The organism is Roseibium sp. M-1, assembly GCF_054515675.1.
On sequence record NZ_CM137257.1, the window covers coordinates 5,233,248 to 5,258,023 of the forward strand.

General features: G+C 62.6%; 24 protein-coding genes. 15 read left to right on the forward strand and 9 right to left on the reverse strand.

The genetic code is table 11. The features are described from left to right. Window positions 1-137: 137 nt before the first annotated feature. Together ACX3M4_RS23725 and ACX3M4_RS23730 are read left to right on the forward strand one after the other, a co-directional pair. Window positions 138-1,526 (forward strand): aldehyde dehydrogenase family protein, encoded by a 1,389-nt coding sequence (locus tag ACX3M4_RS23725; RefSeq protein ID WP_459355436.1) that lies wholly within the window; start codon window positions 138-140, stop codon window positions 1,524-1,526. 292 nt (window positions 1,527-1,818) lie between these two features. Beyond that, window positions 1,819-2,982, forward strand: a complete 1,164-nt coding sequence (locus ACX3M4_RS23730; protein ID WP_459355437.1) for an iron-containing alcohol dehydrogenase — start codon at window positions 1,819-1,821, stop codon at window positions 2,980-2,982. Window positions 2,983-3,245: 263 nt separating this feature from the next. On the opposite strand, the gene ACX3M4_RS23735 is transcribed toward ACX3M4_RS23730, so the two are convergent. Then, on the reverse strand, window positions 3,246-3,758 hold the full coding sequence (locus ACX3M4_RS23735) for a hypothetical protein (RefSeq protein ID WP_459355438.1): 513 nt from the start codon (window positions 3,756-3,758) through the stop codon (window positions 3,246-3,248). A 228-nt stretch (window positions 3,759-3,986) separates the two neighbouring features. Between ACX3M4_RS23735 and ACX3M4_RS23740 the strand changes: the two genes are divergently transcribed. Next, complete coding sequence (locus tag ACX3M4_RS23740; protein WP_459355439.1) at window positions 3,987-4,865, forward strand: PhzF family phenazine biosynthesis protein; 879 nt, start codon at window positions 3,987-3,989, stop codon at window positions 4,863-4,865. A 74-nt stretch (window positions 4,866-4,939) separates the two neighbouring features. Continuing rightward, window positions 4,940-5,992 (forward strand): hypothetical protein, encoded by a 1,053-nt coding sequence (locus tag ACX3M4_RS23745; RefSeq protein ID WP_459355440.1) that lies wholly within the window; start codon window positions 4,940-4,942, stop codon window positions 5,990-5,992. Window positions 5,993-6,497: 505 nt separating this feature from the next. Here the strand turns inward: ACX3M4_RS23745 and ACX3M4_RS23750 are convergent. From ACX3M4_RS23750 to ACX3M4_RS23765, 4 genes are read right to left on the reverse strand one after another with little or no spacing between them, the layout of a single operon-like run. Continuing rightward, window positions 6,498-6,974: a DUF6505 family protein gene (locus tag ACX3M4_RS23750; RefSeq protein WP_459355441.1), complete on the reverse strand. Its 477-nt coding sequence runs from the start codon at window positions 6,972-6,974 to the stop codon at window positions 6,498-6,500. Window positions 6,975-6,979: 5 nt separating this feature from the next. Next, entirely contained in the window at window positions 6,980-7,681 is a 702-nt protein-coding gene (locus ACX3M4_RS23755; RefSeq protein ID WP_459355442.1) for a biotin/lipoate--protein ligase family protein, read from the reverse strand. Beyond that, entirely contained in the window at window positions 7,678-8,781 is a 1,104-nt protein-coding gene (locus tag ACX3M4_RS23760; RefSeq protein WP_459355443.1) for an Mrp/NBP35 family ATP-binding protein, read from the reverse strand. The genes ACX3M4_RS23755 and ACX3M4_RS23760 overlap by 4 nt, the downstream gene beginning before the upstream one ends. Window position 8,782: 1 nt before the next feature. After that, the gene (locus ACX3M4_RS23765) at window positions 8,783-8,977 is read right to left on the reverse strand and encodes a DUF6494 family protein (protein ID WP_459355444.1); all 195 of its coding nucleotides are present in this window, start codon (window positions 8,975-8,977) and stop codon (window positions 8,783-8,785) included. A 93-nt stretch (window positions 8,978-9,070) separates the two neighbouring features. Here ACX3M4_RS23765 and ACX3M4_RS23770 point away from each other — a divergent pair, with 93 nt between their 5' ends. Next, the gene (locus ACX3M4_RS23770) at window positions 9,071-9,856 is read left to right on the forward strand and encodes a hypothetical protein (RefSeq protein ID WP_459355445.1); all 786 of its coding nucleotides are present in this window, start codon (window positions 9,071-9,073) and stop codon (window positions 9,854-9,856) included. 313 nt (window positions 9,857-10,169) lie between these two features. Here ACX3M4_RS23770 and ACX3M4_RS23775 read toward each other — a convergent pair whose 3' ends face one another. After that, window positions 10,170-12,134, reverse strand: coding sequence for a 4Fe-4S binding protein (locus tag ACX3M4_RS23775; protein WP_459355446.1), 1,965 nt, complete (start codon window positions 12,132-12,134; stop codon window positions 10,170-10,172). A 200-nt stretch (window positions 12,135-12,334) separates the two neighbouring features. Between ACX3M4_RS23775 and ACX3M4_RS23780 the strand changes: the two genes are divergently transcribed. The 9 genes from ACX3M4_RS23780 (at window position 12,335) to ACX3M4_RS23820 (ending at window position 21,196) form a co-directional block, all read left to right on the forward strand. Continuing rightward, window positions 12,335-12,904, forward strand: a complete 570-nt coding sequence (locus ACX3M4_RS23780) for a DUF3305 domain-containing protein (protein ID WP_459355447.1) — start codon at window positions 12,335-12,337, stop codon at window positions 12,902-12,904. Then, the gene (locus tag ACX3M4_RS23785; protein ID WP_459355448.1) at window positions 12,901-13,575 is read left to right on the forward strand and encodes a DUF3306 domain-containing protein; all 675 of its coding nucleotides are present in this window, start codon (window positions 12,901-12,903) and stop codon (window positions 13,573-13,575) included. The genes ACX3M4_RS23780 and ACX3M4_RS23785 overlap by 4 nt, the downstream gene beginning before the upstream one ends. Before the next feature lie 59 nt (window positions 13,576-13,634). After that, complete coding sequence (locus tag ACX3M4_RS23790) at window positions 13,635-14,243, forward strand: TorD/DmsD family molecular chaperone (protein WP_459355449.1); 609 nt, start codon at window positions 13,635-13,637, stop codon at window positions 14,241-14,243. Window positions 14,244-14,299: 56 nt separating this feature from the next. After that, a complete protein-coding gene (locus ACX3M4_RS23795; RefSeq protein ID WP_459355450.1) occupies window positions 14,300-14,500 on the forward strand; it encodes a twin-arginine translocation pathway signal protein in 201 nt (66 codons plus the stop codon). Between the two features lie 103 nt (window positions 14,501-14,603). Beyond that, window positions 14,604-17,507 (forward strand): formate dehydrogenase subunit alpha, encoded by a 2,904-nt coding sequence (locus ACX3M4_RS23800; RefSeq protein WP_459355451.1) that lies wholly within the window; start codon window positions 14,604-14,606, stop codon window positions 17,505-17,507. Between the two features lie 12 nt (window positions 17,508-17,519). Then, entirely contained in the window at window positions 17,520-18,113 is a 594-nt protein-coding gene (fdh3B, locus tag ACX3M4_RS23805; RefSeq protein WP_006937368.1) for a formate dehydrogenase FDH3 subunit beta, read from the forward strand. Window positions 18,114-18,248: 135 nt separating this feature from the next. Then, complete coding sequence (locus tag ACX3M4_RS23810; protein WP_459355452.1) at window positions 18,249-19,475, forward strand: formate dehydrogenase subunit gamma; 1,227 nt, start codon at window positions 18,249-18,251, stop codon at window positions 19,473-19,475. A gap of 246 nt (window positions 19,476-19,721) precedes the next feature. Beyond that, window positions 19,722-21,071, forward strand: a complete 1,350-nt coding sequence (locus ACX3M4_RS23815) for a c-type cytochrome (RefSeq protein WP_459355453.1) — start codon at window positions 19,722-19,724, stop codon at window positions 21,069-21,071. Continuing rightward, the gene (locus ACX3M4_RS23820; RefSeq protein WP_459355454.1) at window positions 21,068-21,196 is read left to right on the forward strand and encodes a hypothetical protein; all 129 of its coding nucleotides are present in this window, start codon (window positions 21,068-21,070) and stop codon (window positions 21,194-21,196) included. The genes ACX3M4_RS23815 and ACX3M4_RS23820 overlap by 4 nt, the downstream gene beginning before the upstream one ends. Window positions 21,197-21,561: 365 nt before the next feature. Here the strand turns inward: ACX3M4_RS23820 and ACX3M4_RS23825 are convergent, their stop codons facing one another. From ACX3M4_RS23825 to ACX3M4_RS23835, 3 genes are read right to left on the reverse strand one after another with little or no spacing between them, the layout of a single operon-like run. Beyond that, a complete protein-coding gene (locus ACX3M4_RS23825) occupies window positions 21,562-22,398 on the reverse strand; it encodes an ABC transporter substrate-binding protein (protein WP_459355455.1) in 837 nt (278 codons plus the stop codon). Then, on the reverse strand, window positions 22,395-23,210 hold the full coding sequence (locus ACX3M4_RS23830) for an ATP-binding cassette domain-containing protein (protein ID WP_459355456.1): 816 nt from the start codon (window positions 23,208-23,210) through the stop codon (window positions 22,395-22,397). The genes ACX3M4_RS23825 and ACX3M4_RS23830 overlap by 4 nt, the downstream gene beginning before the upstream one ends. Further along, window positions 23,203-23,910, reverse strand: a complete 708-nt coding sequence (locus ACX3M4_RS23835) for an ABC transporter permease (RefSeq protein WP_459355457.1) — start codon at window positions 23,908-23,910, stop codon at window positions 23,203-23,205. The genes ACX3M4_RS23830 and ACX3M4_RS23835 overlap by 8 nt, the downstream gene beginning before the upstream one ends. Window positions 23,911-24,083: 173 nt before the next feature. Here ACX3M4_RS23835 and ACX3M4_RS23840 point away from each other — a divergent pair, with 173 nt between their 5' ends. Next, the gene (locus ACX3M4_RS23840) at window positions 24,084-24,704 is read left to right on the forward strand and encodes a YdeI/OmpD-associated family protein (protein WP_459359495.1); all 621 of its coding nucleotides are present in this window, start codon (window positions 24,084-24,086) and stop codon (window positions 24,702-24,704) included. The last annotated feature ends 72 nt before the right edge of the window (window positions 24,705-24,776 follow it).

Here is a 24,776-nt window from a genome sequence, read left to right on the forward strand (position 1 = left end):
CGAGTTTGCCGCCCATCCTTCGAGACAGCGCTGCCGCGCTTCCTCAGGATGAGGTGTTGGTTTGAAACGCATTCAGAAACAACAGAGCCAACCACTTTCAAAAAAGCCGTCCGCAGAGGCGGTCTGAGAGGTTCAAAATGTCAGATGTGATCAAGCTGATTTCCCCGATCGACGGATCGGTCTATGCCGAACGCCCGGCGCTGGACGACGCAGGCGTTGACAAGGTGATGTCCACTGCCCGCACCGCGCAGCCGGGCTGGGCCGCGCTGCCGGTCGCCGAGCGCGTCGCCTATTGCCTGAAGGCGCTGGAAGCGCTGAAGGCGATGAATGCCGACGTCGTGCCGGAACTCGCCTGGCAGATGGGCCGGCCGGTCCGCTTCGGCGGCGAAATGGGCGGCACCATCGAACGCACGGAATACTGCGCCAAGATTGCCGCGGACGCCCTTGCCGATATCGAGCGCACCGACAAGGCGGGCTTCAAGCGGTACCTGCGCCGCGTGCCGCTCGGCATCGTCATGGTCATCGCGCCGTGGAACTACCCGTTCATGACGGCAATCAACACCATCATGCCGGCACTGATGGCCGGCAACGTGATCGTTCTGAAACATGCCGCCCAGACGCTGCTGGTCGGCGAGCGCCTTGCCAAGGCCTTCGAGATCGCAGGCCTGCCGAAGGGCGTCTTCCAGAATATCGTGCTGACCCACCAGGGCACTGAAAAGCTGCTCGGGTCTGGTCTCGTCGACCATGTCAACTTCACCGGTTCCGTTGCCGGTGGCCGCGCCATCGAAAAGGCTCTGGCAGGCACGTTTGCATCTCTCGGGCTGGAACTTGGCGGCAAGGACCCGGCCTATGTGCGCGCCGATGCAGACCTCAACTATGCGGTCGAGAACCTGGTTGACGGCGCTTTCTACAATGCCGGCCAGTGCTGCTGCGGCATCGAACGCGTCTATGTGCATGAAAGCCTCTTCGACCGCTTCGTCGATGGCTTCGTCGACCTGACGAGCCAGTACAAGCTCGGCAATCCGCTGGACGAGGCTACCACGCTCGGCCCGATGGCCCAGGCCCGTTTCGCAGCGTGGGTACGCGAGCAGACGCAGGAGGCTCTGCGCAAGGGTGCCAAGGCCCATATCGACACCTCGAAATTCGAGGCCGACAAGGACGGCACGCCGTACCTGGCGCCGCAGGTGCTGACCGACGTCAATCACCAGATGTCGGTGATGCGCGAGGAAAGCTTCGGCCCGGTCGTCGGCATCATGAAGGTGAAGGACGACGAGGAAGCGCTGCAGTTCATGAACGACAGCCCCTACGGCCTCACCGCCTCGATCTGGACCGAGGACGCGCAGGCCGCTGCCGAGATCGGCGACCGGATCGAAACCGGCACTGTCTTCATGAACCGCTGCGACTACCTCGACCCGGCCCTCGTCTGGACCGGCGTCAAGGACACCGGCAAGGGCGCGGCCCTTTCCGAAATCGGCTTCCACAACCTCACCCGGCCGAAGTCCTTCCACTTCCGCCTGGAGCATTGAGGCCGAACTGACGAATGATCGAGCAAGCCCAGCCCTCTGAACTCCAATCGGAAACCAGAGACCTGGACTTGCTCCCCTCTCCCCCCTTGCGGGGGAGATGTCTCCGCAAGGAGACAGAGGGGGGTGCCAGCCCCTCGGAAAATTCGGCACTGGAATAAGCGCAGAGCCTGGTCACCCCCCTCTGTCAGCTTCGCTGACATCTCCCCCGCAAGGGGCGATGCCGAAGTTAGACGCCTGCCTCAGCTAGTGTGGCGACCTTAAAGAACCCGAGTTTCAAGACAACGAGACACCCATGAGCTCACTTCCTTCCGTCAACTGGTCCTACCCGACCTCCGTCCGTTTCGGAGCCGGCCGCATCAAGGAACTGCCGAAGGCCGTTCGCACCGCCGGCATGGCCAATCCGCTGCTCGTCACCGATCCGGGCCTTGCCGGCCTGCCGATGGTGGCCGAAGCCATCGCGAGCCTGAAGGCAGATGGCCTCAACGCCGCCGTCTTCTCCGACGTCAAGCCGAACCCGGTCGACAGCAACATCACCGCGGGTGTCGCCGCCTACAAGGCCGGCGGCCATGACGGCGTCATCGCCTTCGGTGGCGGCTCGGGCCTCGATGCGGGCAAGCTGATTGCCTTCATGTCCGGCCAGACCCGGCCTATCTGGGATTTCGAGGATATCGGCGACTGGTTTACCCGCGCCGATCCCGCCGGCATCGCACCGATTGTTGCCGTGCCGACAACGGCAGGCACCGGCTCCGAAGTCGGCCGTGCAGGTGTCGTAACCAACGAAGCGACCCACACCAAGAAGGTGATCTTCCATCCGAAGATGCTGCCGGCCGTTGTCATCTGCGACCCGGAGCTGACCGTCGGCATGCCGCGCTTCATCACCGTCGGCACCGGCATGGATGCGCTGGCACACTGCCTGGAGGCATACTCCGCGCCGATGTATCACCCCATGTCCGAAGGCATCGCGCTGGAAGGCATGCGGCTGGTCTTTGAAAACCTGCCGAAGGTCGTCGCCGACGGGGCTGACCTCGAAGCCCGCGGCCACCTGATGAGCGCTGCCGCCATGGGCGCGGTCGCCTTCCAGAAGGGCCTCGGCGCCATCCACTCGCTGTCCCACCCGGTCGGCGCGCTCTACGACACCCACCACGGCATGACCAACGCTGTCTTCATGCCCTATGTGCTGCAGTTCAACAAACCAGCCATCGAGCAGAAGTTCGAGCGTCTCGCCGGCTTCCTCGGTATTTCCGGCGGCTACCAGGGCGTCCTCGACGCCATCCTGAAGCTGCGCGAGGACCTCGGCGTGCCGCACACGCTGGCCGGCCTCAATGTCGACGACAGCAAGCGCGACCTCATCGCCGAAATGGCCATCGTCGATCCGACGGCCGGCGGCAACCCGGTGGAACTCACCAGGGACGGCGCGCTGGAAATTTTCGACAAGGCGCAGAGCGGGACTGTCTGAGGCTTCCGGATTTGAATAAGGAAGGCGCGCCGGGACCCGGCGCGCCTTTTTTGTTCCCCATATTCAACTTCTCCCTCGTCCTCCCGGCCAAGCGAAGCGCGAGCCGGGACCGGGGAGGCACATGCCTTTGCGTGTTACGAGCTTAAGTCGCCTGTCCCAGGCACCCCGGTCCCGGATCTCCGCTACGCTGCGTCCGGGATGACGATGGATGGGGGAGGCCATCTGGCGGCTTTCACTCCCTCAAATAAACTAGTTTTATCTCCTCAAGCCGCCCGCCTCATGCCGATCCACTGCAGTACCGCCACCATGACGATTCCGTAGAGCACATGGCCGACAAGGGCGACCCAGGTGATGCCGGTGAAGTTCAGGAAGAGGGGCAGGCCGGCAATGGCGGTAATGCCGCCGATGGCAAAGACCCAGAGGCCGAAGCCGTAGACCGCCGACGGCAGGAACCAGTGGGTGTTGCCAAAAATGCGCTGCCAGATGGGCGCGAAGATGAAGAGCCAGCCGACGGGATAGCCGATCAGGCCGACCGCATAGAAATGCACGAAATAACCGGCGAAATCGCCGTTCGGCAGTCCGAGGCTGCCAAGCAGGCTCTTGGCAAGCCCGTGCGGGGAGAGGGTTGCGAAGCCGAGCGCAGGGCTGATGAGCTGACCCCAGAGGTCGAAGGCGTTGGTGGCAAAGAAGCCTGAGATGAACATCAGGCCAAGGGTATTGAAGGAAATCGCGGGCAGGGCGCCGTTGGTCCGGCTGCCGGAAGTAATCGTATTCATGACGGTGTCATTAGCCTCACAAGGATATTGTTGCAGCGAATACGTGGTCCCGCTGCCGATAACATGGAAGTAAATTGGCGGGCAGTCATCGTGACGAATTTGTGAGGGGAAAGTGACCGGTTCTTCGATGGCCTGCAAGCCTTCCCCTGGAAAACGCAAACCCATGGTTGCTCCACCTTCCGTTGCATGATCGGATGCCCGTCCCGGATTCATGACTACGAGACCAACATGGAAACACTTCCCGTCCGCCTCTATGCCGCCTTTGCCGCCGACGAGCGGGGCGGGAATATCGGCGGGGTGGTCTACGAGGACGCGCCGCTGTGGCCGGAAGCCCGGCAGCGGATCGCGGCCGATCTCGGAGCGCCGACGACGGGGTTTGTCAGGCAGATTTCAGAAAACAGGATCCAGACCCGGTTTCATTCCACCCGCTCCGAGATGGACATGTGCGGCCATGTGACCGTCGCGGTCTTTGCCGCCCTGCTCAAGGACGGGCGCATCGGCCCGGGGTCCTTCGTGCAGGAGACGTCAGCCGGCGAAATAGGCGTCGACGTCGCCGCGGACGGGGCCATTACCATGCATCAGCCGCTGCCGAAATTCGGGCTGAACGATGCGAGCGCAGGTGAGATTGCGCCGCTGCTCGGTATGGAAGCGAGCGCCGTGCTCGGCGTCACGGCCGCTTCGACAGGCCTCCGCCATGTTTTCGTGCAGCTTGCCGGGCTGGACGCGCTGGCCGGTATCCGGCCAGACGACGAGGGCCTGCGCCGCTTCAGCCACGAGCGGTCCATCGATACGATCGGCGTCTGGTGCCAGACGGCTTCCGCCCTCGGCAAGGCCAAGGTGCGCCTGCGCGATCTCTGCCACGGCGTCGGCGATCCGGAGGAGGCCGCCAGCGGCACCACCAACGGTGCGCTGGCCTCGGCACTGTTCCGGTCGGGAAAGCTCCAGGCCGGAGGTGGTGGACAGGCGGTGCTAGTGGCCGAGCAGGGCGTCGAGATGGGCCGGCCGAGCATCATCCGCACTGTGCTGGCAACGTCCGGCAAGGACGTCACCGGCGTTTCAGTCGGCGGCTATGCGTCGCTGCGGCTGGTGGGGGAGGTGGTGCTTTGAGGGACCGGGGAGACGTCCCGAACGACCTTTCGGTGGCATACCGTCTTAGAATGCTCGTCTGTCGGTATCCTGAATTGGCGTCCTTTCTTAAACGTCCTGAAACAGTCGCTCTGATTCAGCGGCAGGTGCAGAAAGACCGTCTCACGCTGAAGAATATAGAGGAAAAGCAGCGGCAAGGCAGGCTCGACAGGAGAGATGTCGCCAAGTTGAAGCAGTTGAGTTTCGCCGATGCTGAAGGAAAGCTGGGCCGTGAGATCCGCAAGGCAGAGCAGGAAATTAAGGCACGTCCACCTGTTGTCGTTGAAACGGGAAAAGCCAAAACAATAGAAAACGAAAGTCTGCGATTTTTTCTGGCATTTCATGCCGTGGCAGAACCAAACAGAGTCTCGTTTCCTACTTTCCCGAGCCGTTTTGGTTTCTATTCAAGTCTATCCGAATTTCTTGAAGCCCCTTCCGCCTGGCTGGCAGAGCTTCTCCCGCTCTTTTCGATTTCGAAACATCGGTACGTTTCTCTGTCAAGCAGCGTGCGGTTCGAAGAATACGAAACGGAAGATTACGTTCACCGGGTCGGTAGCGGTGAAACTGGTCTTAATGCCAGTCTGTTGTTGCATCCTGAACTTTACTACCAACTTGAGAAAACGGTCGCGGAGCTCTTTGAAACCCAATACCTGCAAGCGACTTTTGACCGAAACAGGAAGCATTTGATAGTCCTTTCCGCCGAATGCGATCCATTCGTTGCTCCTGAGAAGCGGAAAATCGAGCCTGATCGACTGATCCCCGATGCGTTCAGTCACGAGATCACATTCACGAGCCTCACCTTCGATCATTTTCATCTTGATGCTGAAGAAACAGGAAAAGACACAGGCACGTTTATTCAGTGGGAGCGCAAACTTTACCGGAAAGTTCATCAGTGGGGCGCAGTGGAGTCCAGGCCAGAGCCGTCGAGTAGGTCCGTCCCAGCGCGACATGCATTTGGATTGAGAAAACCCGAAGCCGCAAATGTGCCGGCACACCTTAAACCGGTTAGAGAGATCAGCCCGGCGGCAGATTTTCTGGCGAAGGCGGGCCTTATAGTAATCGCCCTATCGCTCCTCATGCTGCTGTACCTGAAGATTTTTGAAAACTAGGTTTTGTTTACGTTCAGGATTCCCTTTTGGGTATTGTTCTTATTCAAGCTGACAGCTGGATGGAGGACATCATGGATGTATCGTCAGAAACTAAGTGAAGCGATGTGGGAGCGGATAGCCCCGCATTTGCTTGCAAGGCGACGGACCCGGGGCGCGCCGGGCGCGACAACCAGCTGTTGTGGGCGCGATACTGGGCTGGCGCGAACAGGGGTGCGCTGGCGCGTTCTGCCCAAGGAGTTCGGTCGGCGGCTATGCGTCGCTGCGGCTCATGGGGGAGGTGGTGCTTTGAGGGATCGGGGAGGAGCACTGTCACGCAATGTCCTCGCCTCTCTTACGACCTCATCCTGAGGAGGACCCGCGGGTCCGTCTCGAAGGATTGGCGGCAAACTCCCGGACAAGTGGCATATCCTTCGAAACAGCGCGGACGCGCTTCCTCAGGATGAGGTCGTGGGGGATGAAACTTCCGCGCACAAATTGGCGCCCGTGTTCGGAAGCTATCCGCCCCTTAGTGCGTATCCCCATGCACCGCGACCATGTCGAGCTTCGCCTCCGGCGCTGCAATCGTGCGGAAGCTTTCCTTTACACCGTCTTCCGACAACTCCCGCTGGACAGCGATGAGGGTGTTTTCCGGATGCTCCTCGCAAAGGTCTGCCATATAGGCGAGTTCTTCCATCGCAACGCCGCGGGCGGCCTCGACGGAGGGTGCACCGTAGAGATCGACGAAATGCCGGGCCAGCCGGTCTTCGAGGGCGGCATATTCGCTTTCGCTGACGGGGGTGATGGCGACAAAGGTCACCCGGCCGAAGGTTTCCAGCCCCAGCCAGCCATTGGCAAAGGCCTGGCGGGCCTTGCCGGTGAGATCGTCTTCCGTCCAGTCGGAAAACTCGAAACCGCCGGAGAGGCACCATTCGCCGGTGCGGGCGGGAGAGAAGAAGACGTTGCGGTCGCTGTCGTCCAGGTGGATGGCGCGGGCGAGTTTCATCAAGGTCACCTTTCCAGACGGCTCGAAAGCGGGATCAGCACCGTGTCGTTGCCATCCCTGAGCAGCATACCAAAATTCTCGTCGACGCCGACAAAGGTGCCGCTCCGGCCGTCGATCTCGACGTGCTCGCCAAGGCTCGGCACCAGGGCGCGCCAGTCGGCGTGAACGGAGCGCGGGCCGTCGTCCAGCCAGCGGTTGATCCAGTAGAGCGCGTGCCGCGTCCAGCATTCCAGCAGTTGCTCGGGCCCGATCTCGCCACAGCCTTCCTCCGACAGCCAGGTCCGGTCCGGATCTCGCCCGGGAGCACTCGAGCTGTTCGCCATGTCGAGTTCGAGCCCCAGCACAAGCCAGTCGGGTTGCACGAGGGGATCGGTGGTCGCGGCCTTGACGTGCATGCGGCCGCAGACGGCGCCGTTGACGCGGATACGGCCGTCCCATTCCAGATGCACGGCAACTTCCGGCGGGGCGAGGGTGCCGAGGGCCGCCTGGAAGCCGAGGCCGCAGACGGGCAGGATCGCCATCGCTTCTTCCAGGGGCACTTCCGGTGCAAAGACGATGCCGGCCCTGAGGCGGCCGCCGCCGAAATTGTAGACGACAATACCCGGATCGCTGCCGGTAATGGCAAGGGCGAGCGCACGTTCGACCGGGTCAGCCCCGCCTGAAAGCGCCTCACCCCTGAAAAGGGGCGGGAATTGAAGCTCGCTCATGCCTTGCCCTCCGCGATCAGCCGCCCGGCAAGCTGCCGGAAGACGGTGGCTTCGGGGGCGTCCGGCGTTTTGACCGCGATCGGAGCGCCGCCGTCGCCGGCAAGGCGAATGTTGAGATGCAGAGGCACTTCCGCCAGCAGCGGCACGCCAAGTTTTTCCGCCTCGGCCGCGACACCGCCATGGCCGAAGACATGTTCCTCATGGCCGCAGTTGGAGCAGATATGGGTCGACATGTTCTCGATCATGCCGAGGAGCGGCACCTGCATCTGCTGGAACATGCTGATGCCCTTGCGTGCGTCGAGCAGGGCGACATCCTGCGGCGTCGACACGATGATGGCACCGTCCACCAGGAATTTCTGGCAGAGCGTCATCTGCACATCGCCGGTGCCGGGGGGCAGGTCGACGATCAGGACATCGAGCGCGCCCCATTGCACCTGGGTCATCATCTGCTGCAACGCGCCCATCAGCATCGGCCCGCGCCACGCAACGGCCTCGTCGCCGGAGGTCATCAGCCCGATGGACATCAGCGTGACGCCGTGATTGCGCAGGGGCAGGATCATCTGGCCGTCCGGCGAGGTCGGCCGGCCGGAAATGCCCAGCATCTTCGGTTGCGACGGGCCATAGACATCGGCATCCAGAAGGCCGACCTTGCGGCCTTCGGCGGCCAGGGCGCAGGCAAGGTTCGCCGCGACGGTGGACTTGCCGACGCCGCCCTTGCCGGAGGCGACCGCGAGCACGCTTGCGATGCCGGGCACCTTTTGCGGGCCGGCGGTGCCGGGCTGCGCCGGCCGGGGGCGGATCGGCTGCGGCTCGGAAGGCGGCGGTGCCGCAGCCTGCTGCGGTGCAGGCTGATCGGCATGCGAGGTCATGACAATCTGGACGCTCTCGCAGCCTTCCAGGCTTTTCAGCCTGGCCTCTGCCTCAAGCTTCAGGGCCTCCATCTCGGCGATGCGGCCCGGATCGATTTCGAGAACGAATCGGATATTGCCGTCCGCCACCTTCAGCGCCCGCACCATGCCGGAGGCGGCGAGGTCCTCGTCCGTCGCGGGGTCGCGCACGGATTTCAGCGTCTTCAGAACGGTTTCGCGCGTCAGCGGCACGTCAGTCCTGCCCCTCGATCTCGCCGGTCACCACATGCTCCAGCCCAAGTTCCTCGATGGTGACGACGGCTTTGACAGTGAAGGTTTTTCCCGCGGAAGGACCTGCCTCGCGCACGGCCTTTTCGATCGCCTGCTGCGAGGTCACACCGACCTGCTTCAGGAACTTTCGCATGGACATGTTGAAATCGTCGCTCATCTTCTTTTCCCGTTGTTGGCTGTGTTGCATTGACGGTACGGCCCTTCGGCACCTAACCTAGCGGCACTGGTCAGCACCGTGAGGGAGGAGCGCGTGGGCTGCCGCCTTATCCTTGCGCTTGCCGCCTGGCTGATTGCAGGCCTGCTTGCGCCCGATCCGGGGACTGCGCAATCGAAGTCCTTCCGCTTAAGCGCGCCCGACGCGGTTGCCGAGACCGGTTTCCTGAAATTTCTGCTGCCGCGCTTTTCGCTGAAGACCGGCATTCGCATCGAACTCGTCGGCGAAAGAGATGCGGCCGATGTCATTCTCCTGGCTGCAAAAGACGGGCTCTCGGCCGCAAATGACGGAGCGCCGGTTTTTTCCGGTCTCGACGAGACCTGGTTTCTGATCGTTCTCGCCAAGGACAACGACCACGCGGTTCGCTTTCGCAAATGGCTGACGGGCGATATCGGGCGGCGAACTGTCGATGACTTCGAAGAGAACGGCAAGCAGCTTTTCACTGCATCTCTCGCCAAGGAAAAGGATGTGGGGCCGGTCATTCTCTCGGGCGATGCCACGGAAGGCGAAAAGCTGGCTGTGCTCCATTGCGGCCGCTGCCACCGCGTGAACGAGGCAACGCGGCACTCGGGCATCGGCTCGACGCCCTCGTTTTCCGTGATGCGCAGCTTCACCGACTGGCAACGGCGTTTCGAAGCGTTCTTCTCGCTCAATCCCCATCCGTCCTTCACCATGATAGACGGCGTCACCGAACCCTTCGACATCACAAGGCCGCCGCCGATCGCGCCGCTGGAGCTAACGCTCGACGACCTGGAAGCCATCCTCGCCTTCGTTTCGCGCATCGAACCGGCGGATCTCGGGGCGCCGATCCAGTACCAGTGAGTTGTGGGTGTCTTTATAGATAACTCTGAACGAGGTCCGCCACTCCGCAAATTCAACGTGAACGAAGCTATCGGCTGGCTCCCCTCTCCCCCCTTGCGGGGGAGATGTCTCCGAGAGGAGACAGAGGGGGGTGTCGGCCTGTCGGCACCATTCGGCTTTTCCGGCGCTAGCGGAGAGCGGGCACCCCCCTCTGTCCGGTTCCCGGACATCTCCCCCGCAAGGGGGGAGAGGGGAGCAAGGGGCTTGGCTCGGGTTCCCGACGGGTCTGTCGCTGAGCTGGATTTCAGCACAAAGGGCGTGTTCGTTGCCTCGCTCAATGGTCGCGCCGCTTGCTGATGTAGTCGTCGGTGGTGCGCACGCGGGGGCGCTCTCCGCCGGCAAACGGGTTGTTTTCCGAATGGTAGACCGCGTTCACCCGGCAGTCGTCGCACATCTGGATAAGCTGGATCGCCTTGCCGTCCTGGAACATGGAATGCTTGCCGGCGAGCTTTTCCGTCAGCCGCATCACCGTGGAGCGCACGCCGAAGGGTTTGCCGCATTCAACGCAGTTGAAGGGTTCTTCTTCCTTCAGCACGAGGGGCCGAAGGGCATCGTCCGAAAGATTCAGGCGCGGGTCGAGGGTGAGGGCTTTTTCCGGGCAGATATTGATGCAGATACCGCATTGCAGGCAGGCGTCTTCCTGGAAACGGAGTTGCGGGCTGTCCGGGTTTTCCTTCAAGGCGCCGGAGGGACACAGCGACACGCAGGACAGGCATAGGGTGCAGGCATCCTCGTTCAGGGCGACAGCGCCATAGGGCGCTCCCGCAGGCAGGCCAATCAGGCGGTCCGGTTCGTTGAGCGCCTTTGCTGCAAGCCGTGTGATCTGGCGGCGGGAGCCGATCGGCAGGATTGGCTGAGACGCGGGTGCCGGCTCGGGATCGCGGTAGAGGATCTCCTCAAGCTTGTCCGGATCTGTAGGGTCGATCAGGGCCACACGGGAGCCTGCGGCAAGTGTGTTCGCCAGCTCGGCCTGGAAGGGCAGGCCTTCCTTTTCGGTTTCGGGCGAGAGAAGTACGGTGACATCGGCAAAGCCGCAGGCGAGCGCTGCCAGCATCTCCGTGTGGCCGAAGGCGGCGGGCGCCTCCAGCTCCATCGGGATCACGTCCGCCGGAAGACCCTTGCCGTAGCGGGCTGCAAGGCGGATCAGTTCGGCGCCGTGGCCAGCATTGTGCACCAGCAGCCGCGGCGGTTCGGCAGAAAGCTTGCGCCAGGTGCCAGCCAGTGTCTGTACGCGCTTGAAGATGTGGCCGACGGGCGGCGCGTCATAGGAGATCGCACCGGAGGGACAGGCGGCCGAACAACTGCCGCAACCTGCACAGACCATGGTGTCAACGGCAACATGATCGCCGTTCGGCGTTATTGCGCCCGTCGGGCAGAGATCGAGACAGCGGGTGCAGCCGGTTTTCCTGGCCCTTGAATGGGCACAAAGCCCTTCGTCGAGGCGGACATAAAGCGGTTTTTCGAAGGTGCCGATCAGCTGGGAGGCATCCAGCAGCACTTTGGTGAAAGCCGCGGCGTGACCGGGGTCGGCGCGCAGATACCCCTCACGCTTGCCATGTGCCGGGAAGAGAGGCGCGTCTTTTCTGAGATCGATCAAGACGTCGCAACCGGTGCGGGCGCCATTTTTAGGCGTTGTCCAGGAAAACGCGCCTCGACCGCCCGGAATGCGCTCCTGAAGGGCGTCGAACGAGAGCTGAAAACCGCCAAGTGCGCCCGTTGCGGTCCTGATCCGGCCGCGGACGATGTCGAAGCGGCGGTCGTCGCCTAGCGGCAGCTCGGCGGCCGGATCGAGCAGGACCGTGACGCTGAGGATTTCGCACAGATGGGCGGCGGCAGCGAGCGCAGCCTCGGGGTCTCCCATTATCAGACAGGTGCCTTCGGAGGTGACATCGACCACCTTTGCACCGGGGACCGGCAGCAGGGCGTCGGCGGCAAGGGCTGCCATCTTGGGGGCGGTGCTGCGGCTGTCGGCTGTCCAACCGGCCCGGTCGCGAAGATCGAGGAAAAGCGGATCTTCTGCGCCGAGTTCCGCGGCAAGATCCTCAAAGGTCTGCCGTTCCTGGCCGCAGGCAACAACCACGTTCCCCAGGCCGATCGCCTCGGCAGCGAGTGCGGCTTCACGTCCGCACAGCTCGGTATGGATCTTCGAGCAGCTGAGACCGGTGGCCTTCCCGATCTGCTCCGCGTCGATCACCTGGCTCTTTAGGCAGTCGCAAAGCAGCAGCTTCGGTTCTGTCATCGCTTGGCGTCCTCTCCCCGGAAAGTCCCCGGCCGATTCCTGTCAGCCTGTCGGACAATCCGACCCCATAACAAGGGGCGGGACCGGTGCGCGTCAAGTTCGACTTCAGCGGGGGTTGAAATTTCTCCGGCTTGCGACAGCATTTAGGTAGCAAGAAAAGATACCCGGAGGAAACCGGGAGGCTGGGAGGACGGTCGCCTGTGAATATCGAACGAACGCGAGCGATGCCGGTCGGTGTCGTCGTGCGCAGACTGCCCGGAGTGACCCGCTGGCAGAAATGGACGTTTCTTCCTGTCGCGCTCTTGCCTGGTGCCGGGGCGGCGGCGTGGAAGGTGCTGCGCGAGGAGGGTGATGCGGTCGAATATCATGCGGCAACGCTCAGCCTGGAACTGCATCACACCCAGACGGAAGCTTACCTGATCGCGCTCTCCGACAAGGTGCCATCGGTCTATGTGGTGATGCGCGCCGCGCCGGAACTGGCCCCAGGAATCCCGCTGGAACTCCTGCACATGACCGCTTCGGCACACGAGGGTCTGGACTATGCGGATTCCAGCGAGGTGATTGTCGAGAAGGTGCCGATGCCGCCGGGTCTGATCGCCTGGGTTCAAGACTTCATCGACATGAATCACGAAGAGGAGACCTTCTACAAACGGCAGCGCGATCCCACCCGGGTGGACATGGAGGAAGACGGCGTCGGCGATCCGCGTATCCGCCAGATGAGCGACGTCTACCGGGCGCCTGGCGTCCGCAAGAAGGACACCTTGCAATGAGTTCGGACGACGGCAAACCCGGAGACTTCTGGTCACGGCGCAAGGCCGCCGTACGCAAGGCCGAGGAAGAGGAGGCCAGGCGCGAACAGGCGGCCGTGGAGGCTGAAAAACAGGTGGCGCTCGAAGAAAAGAGCGACGAGGAGATCCTTCAGGAACTCGGCCTGCCCGATCCCGACACGCTCGGCAAGGATGATGACTTCACCGTCTTCCTGGCGAAGACCGTGCCGGAACGCCTGCGCCGGCGCGCGCTGCGCAAGCTCTGGGTTTCCAATCCGGTGCTGGCCAATCTCGACGGCCTGAACGACTATGAGGATGACTTCACGGACGCGGCGACGGCCGGGCAGGTTGTAAGGACCGCCTATGAAGTCGGGCGGGGTTTTCTGAAGAAGCTGTCCGACGAAGAGCCGGCCGGAAAGTCTGAGACCTCTGACGAGACGGCAGAAGATTTGCTTTCCGGTCAGAATGATTCTGCTGCATTGCAGCAAGAAAATTCTGCTGCGTTGCAAAACATTTATGACCAAAATGGAAAAACATCTATTCAATTGACGCAAAGTGACGATGAGGTGCAGAGTAGTGACATTGGAAGTATTGACTCTGACGAAACTGCACTAGTTGATCCTTTAGAAGAGCGCCTGCCGAAAAGGCGCCGGATGCGGTTCGACTACGAATAATACTAAAGTCTAAGTCCTGATTTACGCCGGACTGCATTCGTGGGGAGGAGCATTCTCGAATGTCCGCAGTGGCGAGGGAATACATCATCGATCCTGAGGACCAGGCCCGGTCCGAACTCTATGACTTTCTCGGCCTGGTGCTGGCCCGGCCCGCCGATGCGGCCCTGCTCGGCCAGATTGCAGCCCTGAAGGGAGACGGAACACCGCTCGGCGAAGCGCTTGCCATGCTGGCGAAAATCGCGGCAGTCACGACACCCCAGACGGCCGAGCGCGAGTTCAACGCGCTCTTCATCGGCCTCGGCCGCGGCGAACTGCTGCCCTATGCCAGCTATTACCTGACAGGATTCCTGAATGAAAAGCCTCTGGCAAAACTCCGCCAGGACATGGCGGAGCGCGGTATCGAGCGCGCCGGCGGCAAGCACGAGCCGGAAGACAACATTGCCTCGCTGATGGAAATGATGGCCGGCATGATCCTCGGCCGTTTCGGCAAGGTGACGTCCGTCGCCGGCCAGAAAGAATTCTTCAACGCCCATATCGACCCGTGGGCGGTTCACTTCTTCACCGATCTGGAAACGTCGGGAACCTCCGTGTTCTACGGCGCCGTCGGATCGCTGGGGCGCCGGTTCATGGAGATCGAGGCCGAAGGCTTCGCGATGCTTTCGAACTGACGTGACGTTTGCAATTGGGGCGGCCCGCCGCCCGCTTGGAGAGGAGGATTGCGACGATGAAAAAACCCGAAACGGCGCGCCCTGAAGAGGGGACAGGCCGCCGGGACTTCCTGAAGCTGGCGGCGATATCCGCCCCGGTTGCAGTGACTGCGGTGACCGCCGGTACGGTTGCGGACGCGGCCGAGCCCGACCTGGCATCCAACAAGATGCAGGACACGGCGCATACCCGCGCCTATTTCGACAGCGCCCGGTTCTGACTGGACCCTGTGATACCCCGGCCAAGGTTGCGTGACGCCCGAACGCCGGTTCACTGACATAACCCAGCCGCATCAGGCTCTGATGCAAGCAAGGTAGGGCAACATGCTTAGGAAAAAGACCAATGGGGTTGCGCGACGCCCCCAAGGTGCAAGTATCCTGAAAGACGCTGCACATAAATCGGTTGACCGCCGCACCTTCCTGAAAGGTTCCGGTCTTGCCGCAGGCGGCCTCGCCGCCATCACCGCGACCGGGGGATCGGTCACCAAAGCCCAGGCACAATCCGCAAGCGATAGCGTGAAGGCAGTCAAGTCGATCTGCACCCACTGTTCCGTGGGCTGCACCGTGATCGCCGAAGTCGCCAACGGGGTCTGGATCGGGCAGGAGCCGGGCTGGGACAGCCCGTTCAACCTCGGGGCCCATTGCGCCAAGGGAGCCTCCGTCCGCGAACACGCCCATGGCGAACGCCGCCTGAAATATCCGATGAAAAAGGAAGGCGGCGAGTGGAAGCGGATCAGCTGGGAAGAGGCCATCAACGAGATCGGCGACCAGATGCTGCAGATCCGCGAAGAAAGCGGCCCGGACAGCGTCTACTGGCTCGGATCGGCCAAGCACAGCAACGAACAGGCCTATCTCTTCCGCAAGTTCGCGGCCTATTGGGGGACGAACAACGTCGACCACCAGGCCCGTATCTGCCATTCGACGACGGTTGCCGGTGTGGCCAACACATGGGGCTACGGCGCCATGACCAACAGCTACAACGACATCCATAATTCCCAGGCGATTTTCATCATCGGCGGCAATCCGGCGGAAGCTCATCCCGTCTCGCTGCTGCATGTGCTGCGCGCCAAGGAACAGAACAACGCCCCGCTGATCGTCTGCGATCCGCGCTTCACCCGTACCGCTGCCCATGCCGACGAATATGTCCGTTTCCGTCCGGGCACGGACGTGGCGCTGATCTGGGGCATTCTCTGGCACATCTTCGACAACGGCTGGGAGGACAAGGAGTTCATCCGCACCCGTGTGTGGGGCATGGACCAGATCCGCGAGGAAGTTTCCAAGTGGACGCCGGACGAGGTGGAACGGGTGACCGGCACGCCGGAAAGCCAGCTGAAGCGTGTTGCGCGGACGCTTGCCAACAACCGTCCGGGCACCGTGATCTGGTGCATGGGCGGCACCCAGCACACCAACGGCAACAACAACACCCGCGCCTACTGCATCCTGCAGCTGGCCCTCGGCAACATGGGTACCGCCGGCGGCGGCACCAACATCTTCCGTGGCCATGACAACGTTCAGGGCGCAACCGACCTCGGCGTTCTCGCCGACACGCTGCCGGGCTATTACGGCCTGACGGCCGGCTCCTGGGCGCACTGGGCCCGGGTGTGGGAAGAGGACCTCGACTGGCTGAAAGGCCGCTTCGGCACCATCAAGGGCGCCGACGGCAAGGACAAGGACATGATGAACCTGACCGGCATTCCGGTCAGCCGCTGGATCGACGGTGTCCTGGAAGCCAAGGAAAACCTGGAACAGCCGGACAACACACGGGCCATGGTGCTGTGGGGCCATGCCCCGAACTCCCAGACCCGTCTGCCGGAAATGAAACAGGCGATGGAGAAGCTCGACCTTCTGGTCGTGGTCGATCCCTATCCGACGGTTTCCGCGATCCTGCACGACCGGACCGACGGCTGCTACCTGCTGCCGGCCTCGACCCAGTTCGAGACCCGCGGCTCGGTGACGGCGTCGAACCGTTCGCTGCAGTGGCGTGACGAGGTGGTGGCTCCGCTGTTCGAATCCAAGCCCGACCACACCATCATGGCCATGTTCGCCAAGAAGTTCGGTTTCGACGACCGCATCTTCCGCAACATCGCCATGGACGGCGACGAGCCGAATGTCGAGGACCTCACCCGCGAGTTCAATCGCGGCATGTGGACCGTCGGCTATACCGGCCAGTCGCCGGAGCGCATCAAGTCGCACATGGCCAACCAGCACACGTTCGACCGCACCACGCTGCGTGCCGTCGGCGGGCCGAACGACGGCGAGTTCTACGGCATGCCGTGGCCGTGCTGGGGCACTCCGGAAATGAAACATCCGGGGACGGCCAATCTCTACGACATGTCGATGCCTGTCGCCGAGGGTGGCCTCTGCTTCCGTGCCCGTTACGGGGTGGAACGGGACGGCCAGAACCTTCTGGCGGAAGGCGTTTCCAACCCGGGTGCCGAAATTCAGGACGGCTATCCCGAGTTCACCATGCAGATGCTGATGGATCTGGGCTGGGACGGCGACCTGAGTGCGGAAGAACGGCAGTCGATCGAGACTGTTGCCGGAGGCGCTGAAAATATCGGCACCGTCAACTGGAAGACCGACCTTTCGGGCGGCATCCAGAGGGTGGCGATCGCTCATGGCTGCGCGCCCTTCGGCAATGCGAAGGCCCGCGCCGTGGTCTGGACCTTCCCGGATCCGGTGCCACTCCACCGCGAGCCGCTCTACACCAACCGGCGGGACCTCGTGGCGGACTATCCGACCTACGCGGACAAGTCGTTCTGGCGCGTTCCGACCCTCTACGAGTCGATCCAGAAGAACGACTTCTCCAAGGACTTCCCGATCATCCTCACTTCCGGCCGCCTGGTCGAATATGAGGGCGGTGGGGATGAAACCCGGTCCAACCCCTGGCTGGCCGAACTCCAGCAGAACATGTTCGTCGAAATCAATCCGCGGGATGCCAACAATCTCGGGGTGCGGGACGGCGCTCAGGTCTGGCTGGAAGGCCCGGAAGGCGGCAAGGTCAAGGTCATGGCAATGGTGACGGAGCGTGTCGGCGAAGGCGTTGCCTTCATGCCGTTCCACTTCGGCGGTCATTTCCAGGGCGAAGACCTCAGGTCCAAGTATCCGAAAGGAGCCGACCCCTATGTGCTCGGGGAAAGCTCCAACACCGCGCAGACCTACGGGTATGACTCGGTGACCCAGATGCAGGAGACCAAGGCCACCCTCTGCAGGATCTCGGCAGCGTAAGGAGGATATGCAATGGCTAGATCAAAGTTCCTTTGTGACGCCGAACGCTGCATTGAGTGCAATGCCTGCGTGACGGCCTGCAAGAACGAGCATGAAGTGCCCTGGGGCATCAACCGCCGCCGGGTGGTGACCATCAATGATGGCAAACCCGGTGAACGGTCGATCTCCGTCGCCTGCATGCACTGCTCGGACGCACCCTGCATGGCGGTGTGCCCGGTCGACTGCTTCTACCAGACCGAAGAAGGCGTGGTGCTTCATTCGAAGGACCTGTGCATTGGCTGCGGCTACTGCTTCTACGCCTGTCCGTTCGGCGCACCGCAATTCCCGCAGGCGGGCAATTTCGGATCGCGCGGCAAGATGGACAAGTGCACCTTCTGCGCCGGCGGTCCGGAAGAAAACAACTCGACCGCGGAATTCGCGAAATACGGCCGCAACCGTATCGCGGAAGGCAAGTTGCCGCTCTGCGCCGAAATGTGCTCCACCAAGGCCCTCCTGGCGGGGGATGGCGACGTCGTGTCGGCCATCTACCGCGAGCGCGTGGTCGCCCGCGGCTTCGGCTCGGGCGCCTGGGGCTGGGGCACAGCCTACGGCCAGAAGGGCGGCTGACCTTTGAGGGACGAGAGGCGGCCTGGCCAACCGGGCCGCTCTCCCCGTCTCTGATGAGGGTCAGGCAACACAGGCGGAGCGGCCGAACGGCCGCTTCGCCCGTCTCCGGTTAAAACGACGAAGGGGTGCCCGGTCATGAAACGCGCGGCTTTGACTTTGCTTGTCCTGCTGGCCTTGCTGGGGCTGACACCAGGGCAAGGCTTCGCGCAGGACAGTGCCGCCGACCGCTCGGCGACAGGCGGCGCCCAGACGCTTGAAGACATCATGAAGCGCCAGCGCGGCGAGAAGGTCGACTACGACTTCCGCAGCAGCAACACTGGCGATCCGGACAGCGCGGCGGCGATTTCCTCGCAGCTCGGCACGCTTGGCGGCGTCTCCGATCCCGAACTCTGGCGTTCGCTCCGCTACGGTTCCGCCGATATCACCGTTTCCTCAGGCGGCAAGGCCGCGACCGTGCTGATGCAGGATGGCGGCATGCGCTGGCTGGCATGGCGCAGCGGCCCGCTCGCGACCTACGGGGCATGGCTGCTCGGCGCGACAATCCTTCTGCTCGCGCTCTTTTTCCTCATCCGAGGCCGCATCCGCATCGACGGCGAAAAGACCGGCCGGACAATCACCCGCTTCAAGGCCGTCGAGCGTTTCGGGCACTGGCTGCTGGCAGGCTCGTTCATCCTCCTGGGGATCACCGGTCTTCTGACCCTCTTCGGCCGTTTCGCGATCATTCCGCTCATTGGCAAGGATGCCTTCGCGCCGGTCGCCTACGCCTCGAAGTGGATCCACAACAACGTCGCCTGGGCCTTCATGCTGGGGCTCATCATGGTGTTCGTGATGTGGGTCGCCCACAACATTCCGAACAAGACCGATCTCAAATGGATCGCCGTCGGCGGCGGTCTTCTGAAGAAAGGCGTGCATCCGCCGGCAAGGAAATTCAACTTCGGCCAGAAGCTGGTCTTCTGGGGGGTGATCCTGCTCGGAGCGTCGATTTCCGTCTCCGGCCTGTCGCTGCTGTTCCCGTTCCAGATGCCGATGTTCGCCGGCACCTTCGAGATGCTCAACGCAACCGGCCTGCCGCAGCTTGCCGGTCTCGGAACGCTGCCGACGCATTTGGCACCGCATGAGGAAATGCAGTTTGCCCAGCTCTGGCATGCCATCGTCGCCTTCGTGATGATGGCGCTGATCCTGGCGCATATCTATATCGGCTCCATCGGCATGGAAGGCGCCTATGCCGCCATGGGCTCCGGCGAGGTCGAGCTGCAATGGGCGAAGGAGCACCACGGCCTCTGGGTGAAGGAAGTCCAGGAAGCCGAAGCGAAAGCCGCTCGCTCCGGAACCGGGAGCGAGACCGCGGTTCCGGCTGAATAGGCCAAGCCAGAGATGATCGGTTCGGTCAGCGGAAAAATGCTGTCGGTGCTAACCGGCAACCGGTTGTTCTGCGGTGCCAATTGCGGGGCGTTTGGTGAAGATCCAAGCGTTCTAGCGCAAAGGCTGTCATCCCCGCGAATGCGGGGGGGCAGGCCCCAGCATCGTCTGCCTTCTTCCAATACGCCTTCCCGGGAGTCCTGGGTCCCGGCTCGCGCTGCGCCTGGCCGGGATGACAGGTGGTGCGGATTGGCAAGCGCTTCGCGCCGCATCAGCTTTTTGATTGTCGCGCTGGTCGTCTCGGTCGTCCTTTCAGCACCTGCCTCCTCCGCCGATTTCCAGACCCTGAAAGGCCACGGCGGACCGGTGATGGGCATCGCCGTTTCGGCCGACACGGGGCAGGTGGCAACCGCCAGCTTCGACAATTCCGTCGGTCTCTGGACCGGCCGCTCGCCGCGCTGGCTGGAGGGGCACGAGGCGGCGGTGAAGACGGTCCTTTTCGTCGATGAAACACAAGCCGTCTCCGGAGGCGACGACAACGACCTGATCCTCTGGGATCTTGCCACGGGCGGTCACACGGTTCTTGAAGGCCATACCGCCAAGATCGCGGGGCTTGCCATCTCGCCGGACAGACGCCTCATCGCCAGCGCGAGTTGGGATGCGCGCGTCGGGTTGTGGCCGGTGGGCGGCAGTGACGCGGTCTACCTGGAAGGACACGCGGCCGGTGTCAACGATGTGGCCTTTTCGCGTGACGGCAAACGCCTTTATTCCGCCTCGGTGGACGGCTCGATCAAACTCTGGGACATTTCAACCCGAAGCGAGATCCGCCTCATCGACCGCAACGGCTTCGGCATCAACGTGATCGCTGTCGGCGGGGAGGGGAACCGGGAAAGCTGGATCGCCTATGGCAGCCAGGACGGGATCACACGGATCGTCGATATCGAGACCGGGGAGCGCCTGCACGAATTCGAATTCGAGCGGCGGCCCATCCTGGCGCTGACGATCAGCCCGGACGGCGCAAAACTCGCGACCGGCGACGGCCATGGCTTCATTACCGTCTTCGATACGGCGAGCTGGGCCATCGAGACAGATTTTCGTGCGGCTCTCAAGGGGCCGATCTGGGCGCTGGCCTTTTCGAAGGACGGCTCGGTGCTGCATGCGGGCGGCATCGAGAACATCGTCTATTCGTGGCCGCTGGCCGATCTTGCCAGCTACGACCCAATGGCGACCGAGACGCCGCAATTTCTCAAGAACCCGGAGGAGATGAGTAACGGCGAGCGCCAGTTTGCACGAAAATGCTCCATCTGCCACGCGCTCTCCGCAGATGGCGGCCGCAAGGCCGGGCCGACGCTCTTCGGTGTCTTCGGCCGGCGCGCCGGTACGCTTGCCGGCTATCCCTATTCGGAGACCCTGACCGGATCTGATATCATATGGTCGGAGGACACCATCGACCGGCTCTTTCTGGACGGTCCCGACCACTACATTCCCGGCTCCAAAATGCCGATGCAGCGGATCGTGGAACAAAAGGACCGGGATGACCTGGTCGACTATCTGAAATCGGCGACGGCCTCGGCCCCGCCGCAAGGAGGCCCCCAATGAAAGCGATGCTCATCGCCTTTGCCGCCATCATCGTCATCGCGATCGGCGCCAACAAGGCCCTCACCCACATGGGCTTCTCCAGCGCTGACCAGACGGTGAGTTCATCGGTGCGGTTGGGAGAGTAACGGCGCGATTGATTCTGACGAGAGCTGAGATTTACCCCCACCCCTAGCCCCTCCCCACAAGGGGGAGCACGCGTGGTATGGTTTCTCAATACACAAATGCTGCCGGCCGCGGACAGGCAACAAGTCTATCGGGGTGGCACTACCTGTTCCCTTCCCCCTTGTGGGGAAGGGTTAGGGATGGGGGTATACGGCGAAGCCGTATCCGTTTAGGGTAACTCGTAGCGTCACGCCAATGGCGTGAACCCGCCAACCGGAGCCGGGAAACAAAATCCCCCTTCTCGCGGGAGAAGGGGGAAGGATCGAGCGAGGCGACACAGATGCCCGTTGGTCCGCTCACTCGGAAATTTTATCCCAATCGGCGGGGCTCAGCTCGAGCCCTTGTCGGCGTTCGGGAAAAACAGCTGCTGGCCGTCGATCTTGTAGTCGGCGATGGCCTGCTGACCTTCCTTCGACAGGATCCAGTCGATGAACTCTTGGCCGAGATCCGCCTTCACATGTTCATGCACCTTCGGATTCACCAGGATGACACCGTACTGGTTGAAGAGGATCGGATCACCTTCCACTGCGATCCGGTAATCCCCCTTGTTGCCGAAGGAGATCCAGGTGGCGCGGTCGGTCATGACATAGGCGCCCATGCCGGTGCCGGTGTTGAGAGTCGCGCCCATGCCGGAGCCGGTCTCCCGGTACCAGTCGCCGGACCCCGCGGCAGGGTCGATGCCTGCGGCCTTCCACAGACGCTGCTCGGCCTTGTGAGTGCCGCTGTCGTCACCACGGGAGGCAAAGGGGGCCTTGGCGTCGGCAATCTTCTTGAGGGCATCGACGACATCCTTGGAACCGGCAACACCGGCCGGATCACCCGCCGGGCCGACAATGACAAAGTCGTTGTACATCACGTCAGAGCGCGACACGCCGAGACCGTCGGCGACGAATTTTTCCTCTGACGGTTTGGAGTGCACAAAAAGCACGTCCCCGTCGCCATTGGCCGCATTCTTGATGGCCTGGCCGGTGCCGACGGCAACCACGCGGACCTCGATACCGGTCTTGTCCTTGAAGGCCGGCAGCAGATGGTCGAAGAGGCCCGAATTCTGGGTCGAGGTGGTGGACTGGACGATGATGAACTTGTCTTCGGCCAAGCCCGGCTGTCCGGCGAGGACGGCAGCGACAAAGGTGGCGGCGAGCGCCAGGAAAGCTCTTCTGATCAATTTTTCCTCCCGTTGAAATCTTTCAAGGATTTTGTGTTGGGGCCGAGATAGAGACGGCCATCCCGCCAGGCGCGGACGGGTTCGCTTTTCGGATGGGTCAGGACCTGATCGACCGGCCCGGTTTCCACGACCGTGCCGTCCTGCAAAAAGACGAGATCCTCGCCAAGGCGGCGGGCCTGGCCCGCATCGTGGGTGACCAGGACGATAGTGACGCCTCGGGCATTGGCCTCCAGCACCATGCTTTCGATCGCCGCTGTCGACGCCGGGTCGAGATTGGCTGTCGGCTCGTCCAGAAACAGGAGATCCGGGTCGCAGGCGAGCGCACGCACAAGCGACAGCCGCTGCTGTTCGCCCCCGGAGAGAACCCGGGCGGGACGGCGTGCCAGATGATCGAGACCACCGGCGGCAAGGGCGTCTTGGATCTTGCGGGCTCTTTCGCCGCCGCGCAGCCCGCGCACGCCAAGCGCAAACTTGAGGTTCGCCAGGACCGAGCGGCGCAGCAGCACGGGCCGCTGGAACACCATGGCCTGGGATTGGCGGGAACGGGCGTCCATCCGTCCGCCCTGCCAGAGGATCGCACCTTCGTCCGGGTCAATGAGGCCGTGCATCAGCCGCAGCAGCAGGCTCTTGCCCGCGCCGTTGGGGCCCATCAGGAGTGTGCGAGACCCGCGCCGGACCTTGAGATCGATACCGGAAAGCAGTTTCTCGCCGCCGACGGAAAAGCCGAGGCTGCGGACTTCGAGCAGCGGCACGGCATCCTCCTGACGTGCGGCGCGCGCGCTGGCAGCGGAATGGAAGGCGACGTCACGCATAGGCGGCCCTCACGGCGGACGCACGCAGCGTCATGACGAGCGCATTCACGGCAAAGGCGATCAGGAGCAGGATGACGCCGAGCGCCAGCGCCAGCTGCAGGTTGCCCTTGGAAGTTTCAAGCGCGATCGTCGTCGTCATAACCCGTGTGACGTGATTGATGTTGCCGCCGACGATGATCACGGCGCCGACCTCGGCGACAGCCCGGCCGAAGCCTGCCAGTGCAACGGTCAGAAGGCTGTAGCGGGCATCCCAGAGGAGTGCAGCAAGCCGGTCGAGGGGCCCGACGCCGAGCGAGGCGAATTGTTCCGCATACTCCCGGTTCAGGTCTTCGATCACCTGCCGCGTCAGAGCCGCGACAATCGGCGTGACCAGCACCAACTGCGCAATGATCATTGCCGTCGGCGTATAGAGCAGGCGAAGCGGGCCGAGCGGACCGGAGGCGGAGAGGAGAAGATAAACCAGCAAGCCGACGACGACGGGCGGCAGGCCCATCAGCGCGTTAAGGACGATTGTTGCAAAGGTCCGGCCGGGAAAGCGGAACGTACCAACGGCGGCCCCAAGCGGCAGGCCGATCAGGCAGGCAATCAGGACAGCCGTCAGCGTGACCCTTAGGGACAGGCCGATGATTTCCATGAGATCCGGATCCAGCGCAAAAATAAGACCGATGGCCCCTGCAAATGCGCTCCAGAAACTGTCCATTTCTGTCGCTCCTCCCGCGATACCGGAAAAAATAACGCAAAATACATGAAAATCAAACTGCCGGACGACATAACCCGGCCAAAAAACGCCCCAGGCAAGGCCTTGACACGGCAGAGCGAAGCATCGATGGCTGTGGTGAGGCGAAATGCAGTCAGGGAGTGCAGGTCATGGCCATGATCACCGAGGTCGAGGACTTCTTTTCGAAAGGCTGTGGCCGCTGTTCGCGTTTCGACACGCCTGACTGCGCGACGCGGCACTGGGCGGAAGGGCTGGCAGTGCTCCGGGATCTCTGCCGGGAGGCCGGGCTTGAGGAAACGGTGAAGTGGGCCCATCCCTGCTATGTTCATGACGGCCGCAACATCGCTCTCATTGCCGCCTTCCGCGATGATATCCGGCTGACCTTCTTCAATGCCTCGCTGATGAAAGATCCGGAAGGCGTGCTTGAAAAGAACGGCCCGAACACGCAGCATCCGGGCATTCTCCGTTTTACGGACAACCGGGAGGTCGCCCGGAATGCTCCCCTGATCCAGGCCTATCTTGCCGAAGCGAAGGGCTATGCGGTGGCCGGGATCAAACCGCAGAAAGTCCAGGCCGAGTTCGACCTGCCGGAAGAGCTGATCGATGCTCTTGACGGAGATCCGGAACTCGCGGAAGCCTTTCACGACCTGACGCCGGGAAGGCAGCGCAGTTACGTGATCAACCTCAACGGCGCAAAGACGCCGGCGACCCGGGTGAACCGCATCGGCAAGTTCCGAGAGAAGATCCTGGCGGGCAAGGGGGCGACGGAACGCTGACGGGGCCGATGTGACGGGACAACGCACGCAGACGCGTTATCTATGTGTGCGACAGTTGGTCGAAAGCCCGGA

Excerpts from the sequence above, each read along its gene's own strand:
- ACX3M4_RS23725 (WP_459355436.1), top strand. The coding sequence starts at position 138 with ATGTCAGATGTGATCAAGCTGATTTCCCCGATCGACGGATCGGTCTAT.
- ACX3M4_RS23730 (WP_459355437.1), top strand. The coding sequence starts at position 1,819 with ATGAGCTCACTTCCTTCCGTCAACTGGTCCTACCCGACCTCCGTCCGT.
- ACX3M4_RS23735 (WP_459355438.1), bottom strand. The coding sequence starts at position 3,758 with ATGAATACGATTACTTCCGGCAGCCGGACCAACGGCGCCCTGCCCGCG.
- ACX3M4_RS23740 (WP_459355439.1), top strand. The coding sequence starts at position 3,987 with ATGGAAACACTTCCCGTCCGCCTCTATGCCGCCTTTGCCGCCGACGAG.
- ACX3M4_RS23750 (WP_459355441.1), bottom strand. The coding sequence starts at position 6,974 with ATGAAACTCGCCCGCGCCATCCACCTGGACGACAGCGACCGCAACGTC.
- ACX3M4_RS23755 (WP_459355442.1), bottom strand. The coding sequence starts at position 7,681 with ATGAGCGAGCTTCAATTCCCGCCCCTTTTCAGGGGTGAGGCGCTTTCA.
- ACX3M4_RS23765 (WP_459355444.1), bottom strand. The coding sequence starts at position 8,977 with ATGAGCGACGATTTCAACATGTCCATGCGAAAGTTCCTGAAGCAGGTC.
- ACX3M4_RS23775 (WP_459355446.1), bottom strand. The coding sequence starts at position 12,134 with ATGACAGAACCGAAGCTGCTGCTTTGCGACTGCCTAAAGAGCCAGGTG.
- ACX3M4_RS23785 (WP_459355448.1), top strand. The coding sequence starts at position 12,901 with ATGAGTTCGGACGACGGCAAACCCGGAGACTTCTGGTCACGGCGCAAG.
- ACX3M4_RS23790 (WP_459355449.1), top strand. The coding sequence starts at position 13,635 with ATGTCCGCAGTGGCGAGGGAATACATCATCGATCCTGAGGACCAGGCC.
- ACX3M4_RS23795 (WP_459355450.1), top strand. The coding sequence starts at position 14,300 with ATGAAAAAACCCGAAACGGCGCGCCCTGAAGAGGGGACAGGCCGCCGG.
- ACX3M4_RS23800 (WP_459355451.1), top strand. The coding sequence starts at position 14,604 with ATGCTTAGGAAAAAGACCAATGGGGTTGCGCGACGCCCCCAAGGTGCA.
- fdh3B (WP_006937368.1), top strand. The coding sequence starts at position 17,520 with ATGGCTAGATCAAAGTTCCTTTGTGACGCCGAACGCTGCATTGAGTGC.
- ACX3M4_RS23810 (WP_459355452.1), top strand. The coding sequence starts at position 18,249 with ATGAAACGCGCGGCTTTGACTTTGCTTGTCCTGCTGGCCTTGCTGGGG.
- ACX3M4_RS23820 (WP_459355454.1), top strand. The coding sequence starts at position 21,068 with ATGAAAGCGATGCTCATCGCCTTTGCCGCCATCATCGTCATCGCGATC.
- ACX3M4_RS23830 (WP_459355456.1), bottom strand. The coding sequence starts at position 23,210 with ATGCGTGACGTCGCCTTCCATTCCGCTGCCAGCGCGCGCGCCGCACGT.
- ACX3M4_RS23835 (WP_459355457.1), bottom strand. The coding sequence starts at position 23,910 with ATGGACAGTTTCTGGAGCGCATTTGCAGGGGCCATCGGTCTTATTTTT.
- ACX3M4_RS23840 (WP_459359495.1), top strand. The coding sequence starts at position 24,084 with ATGATCACCGAGGTCGAGGACTTCTTTTCGAAAGGCTGTGGCCGCTGT.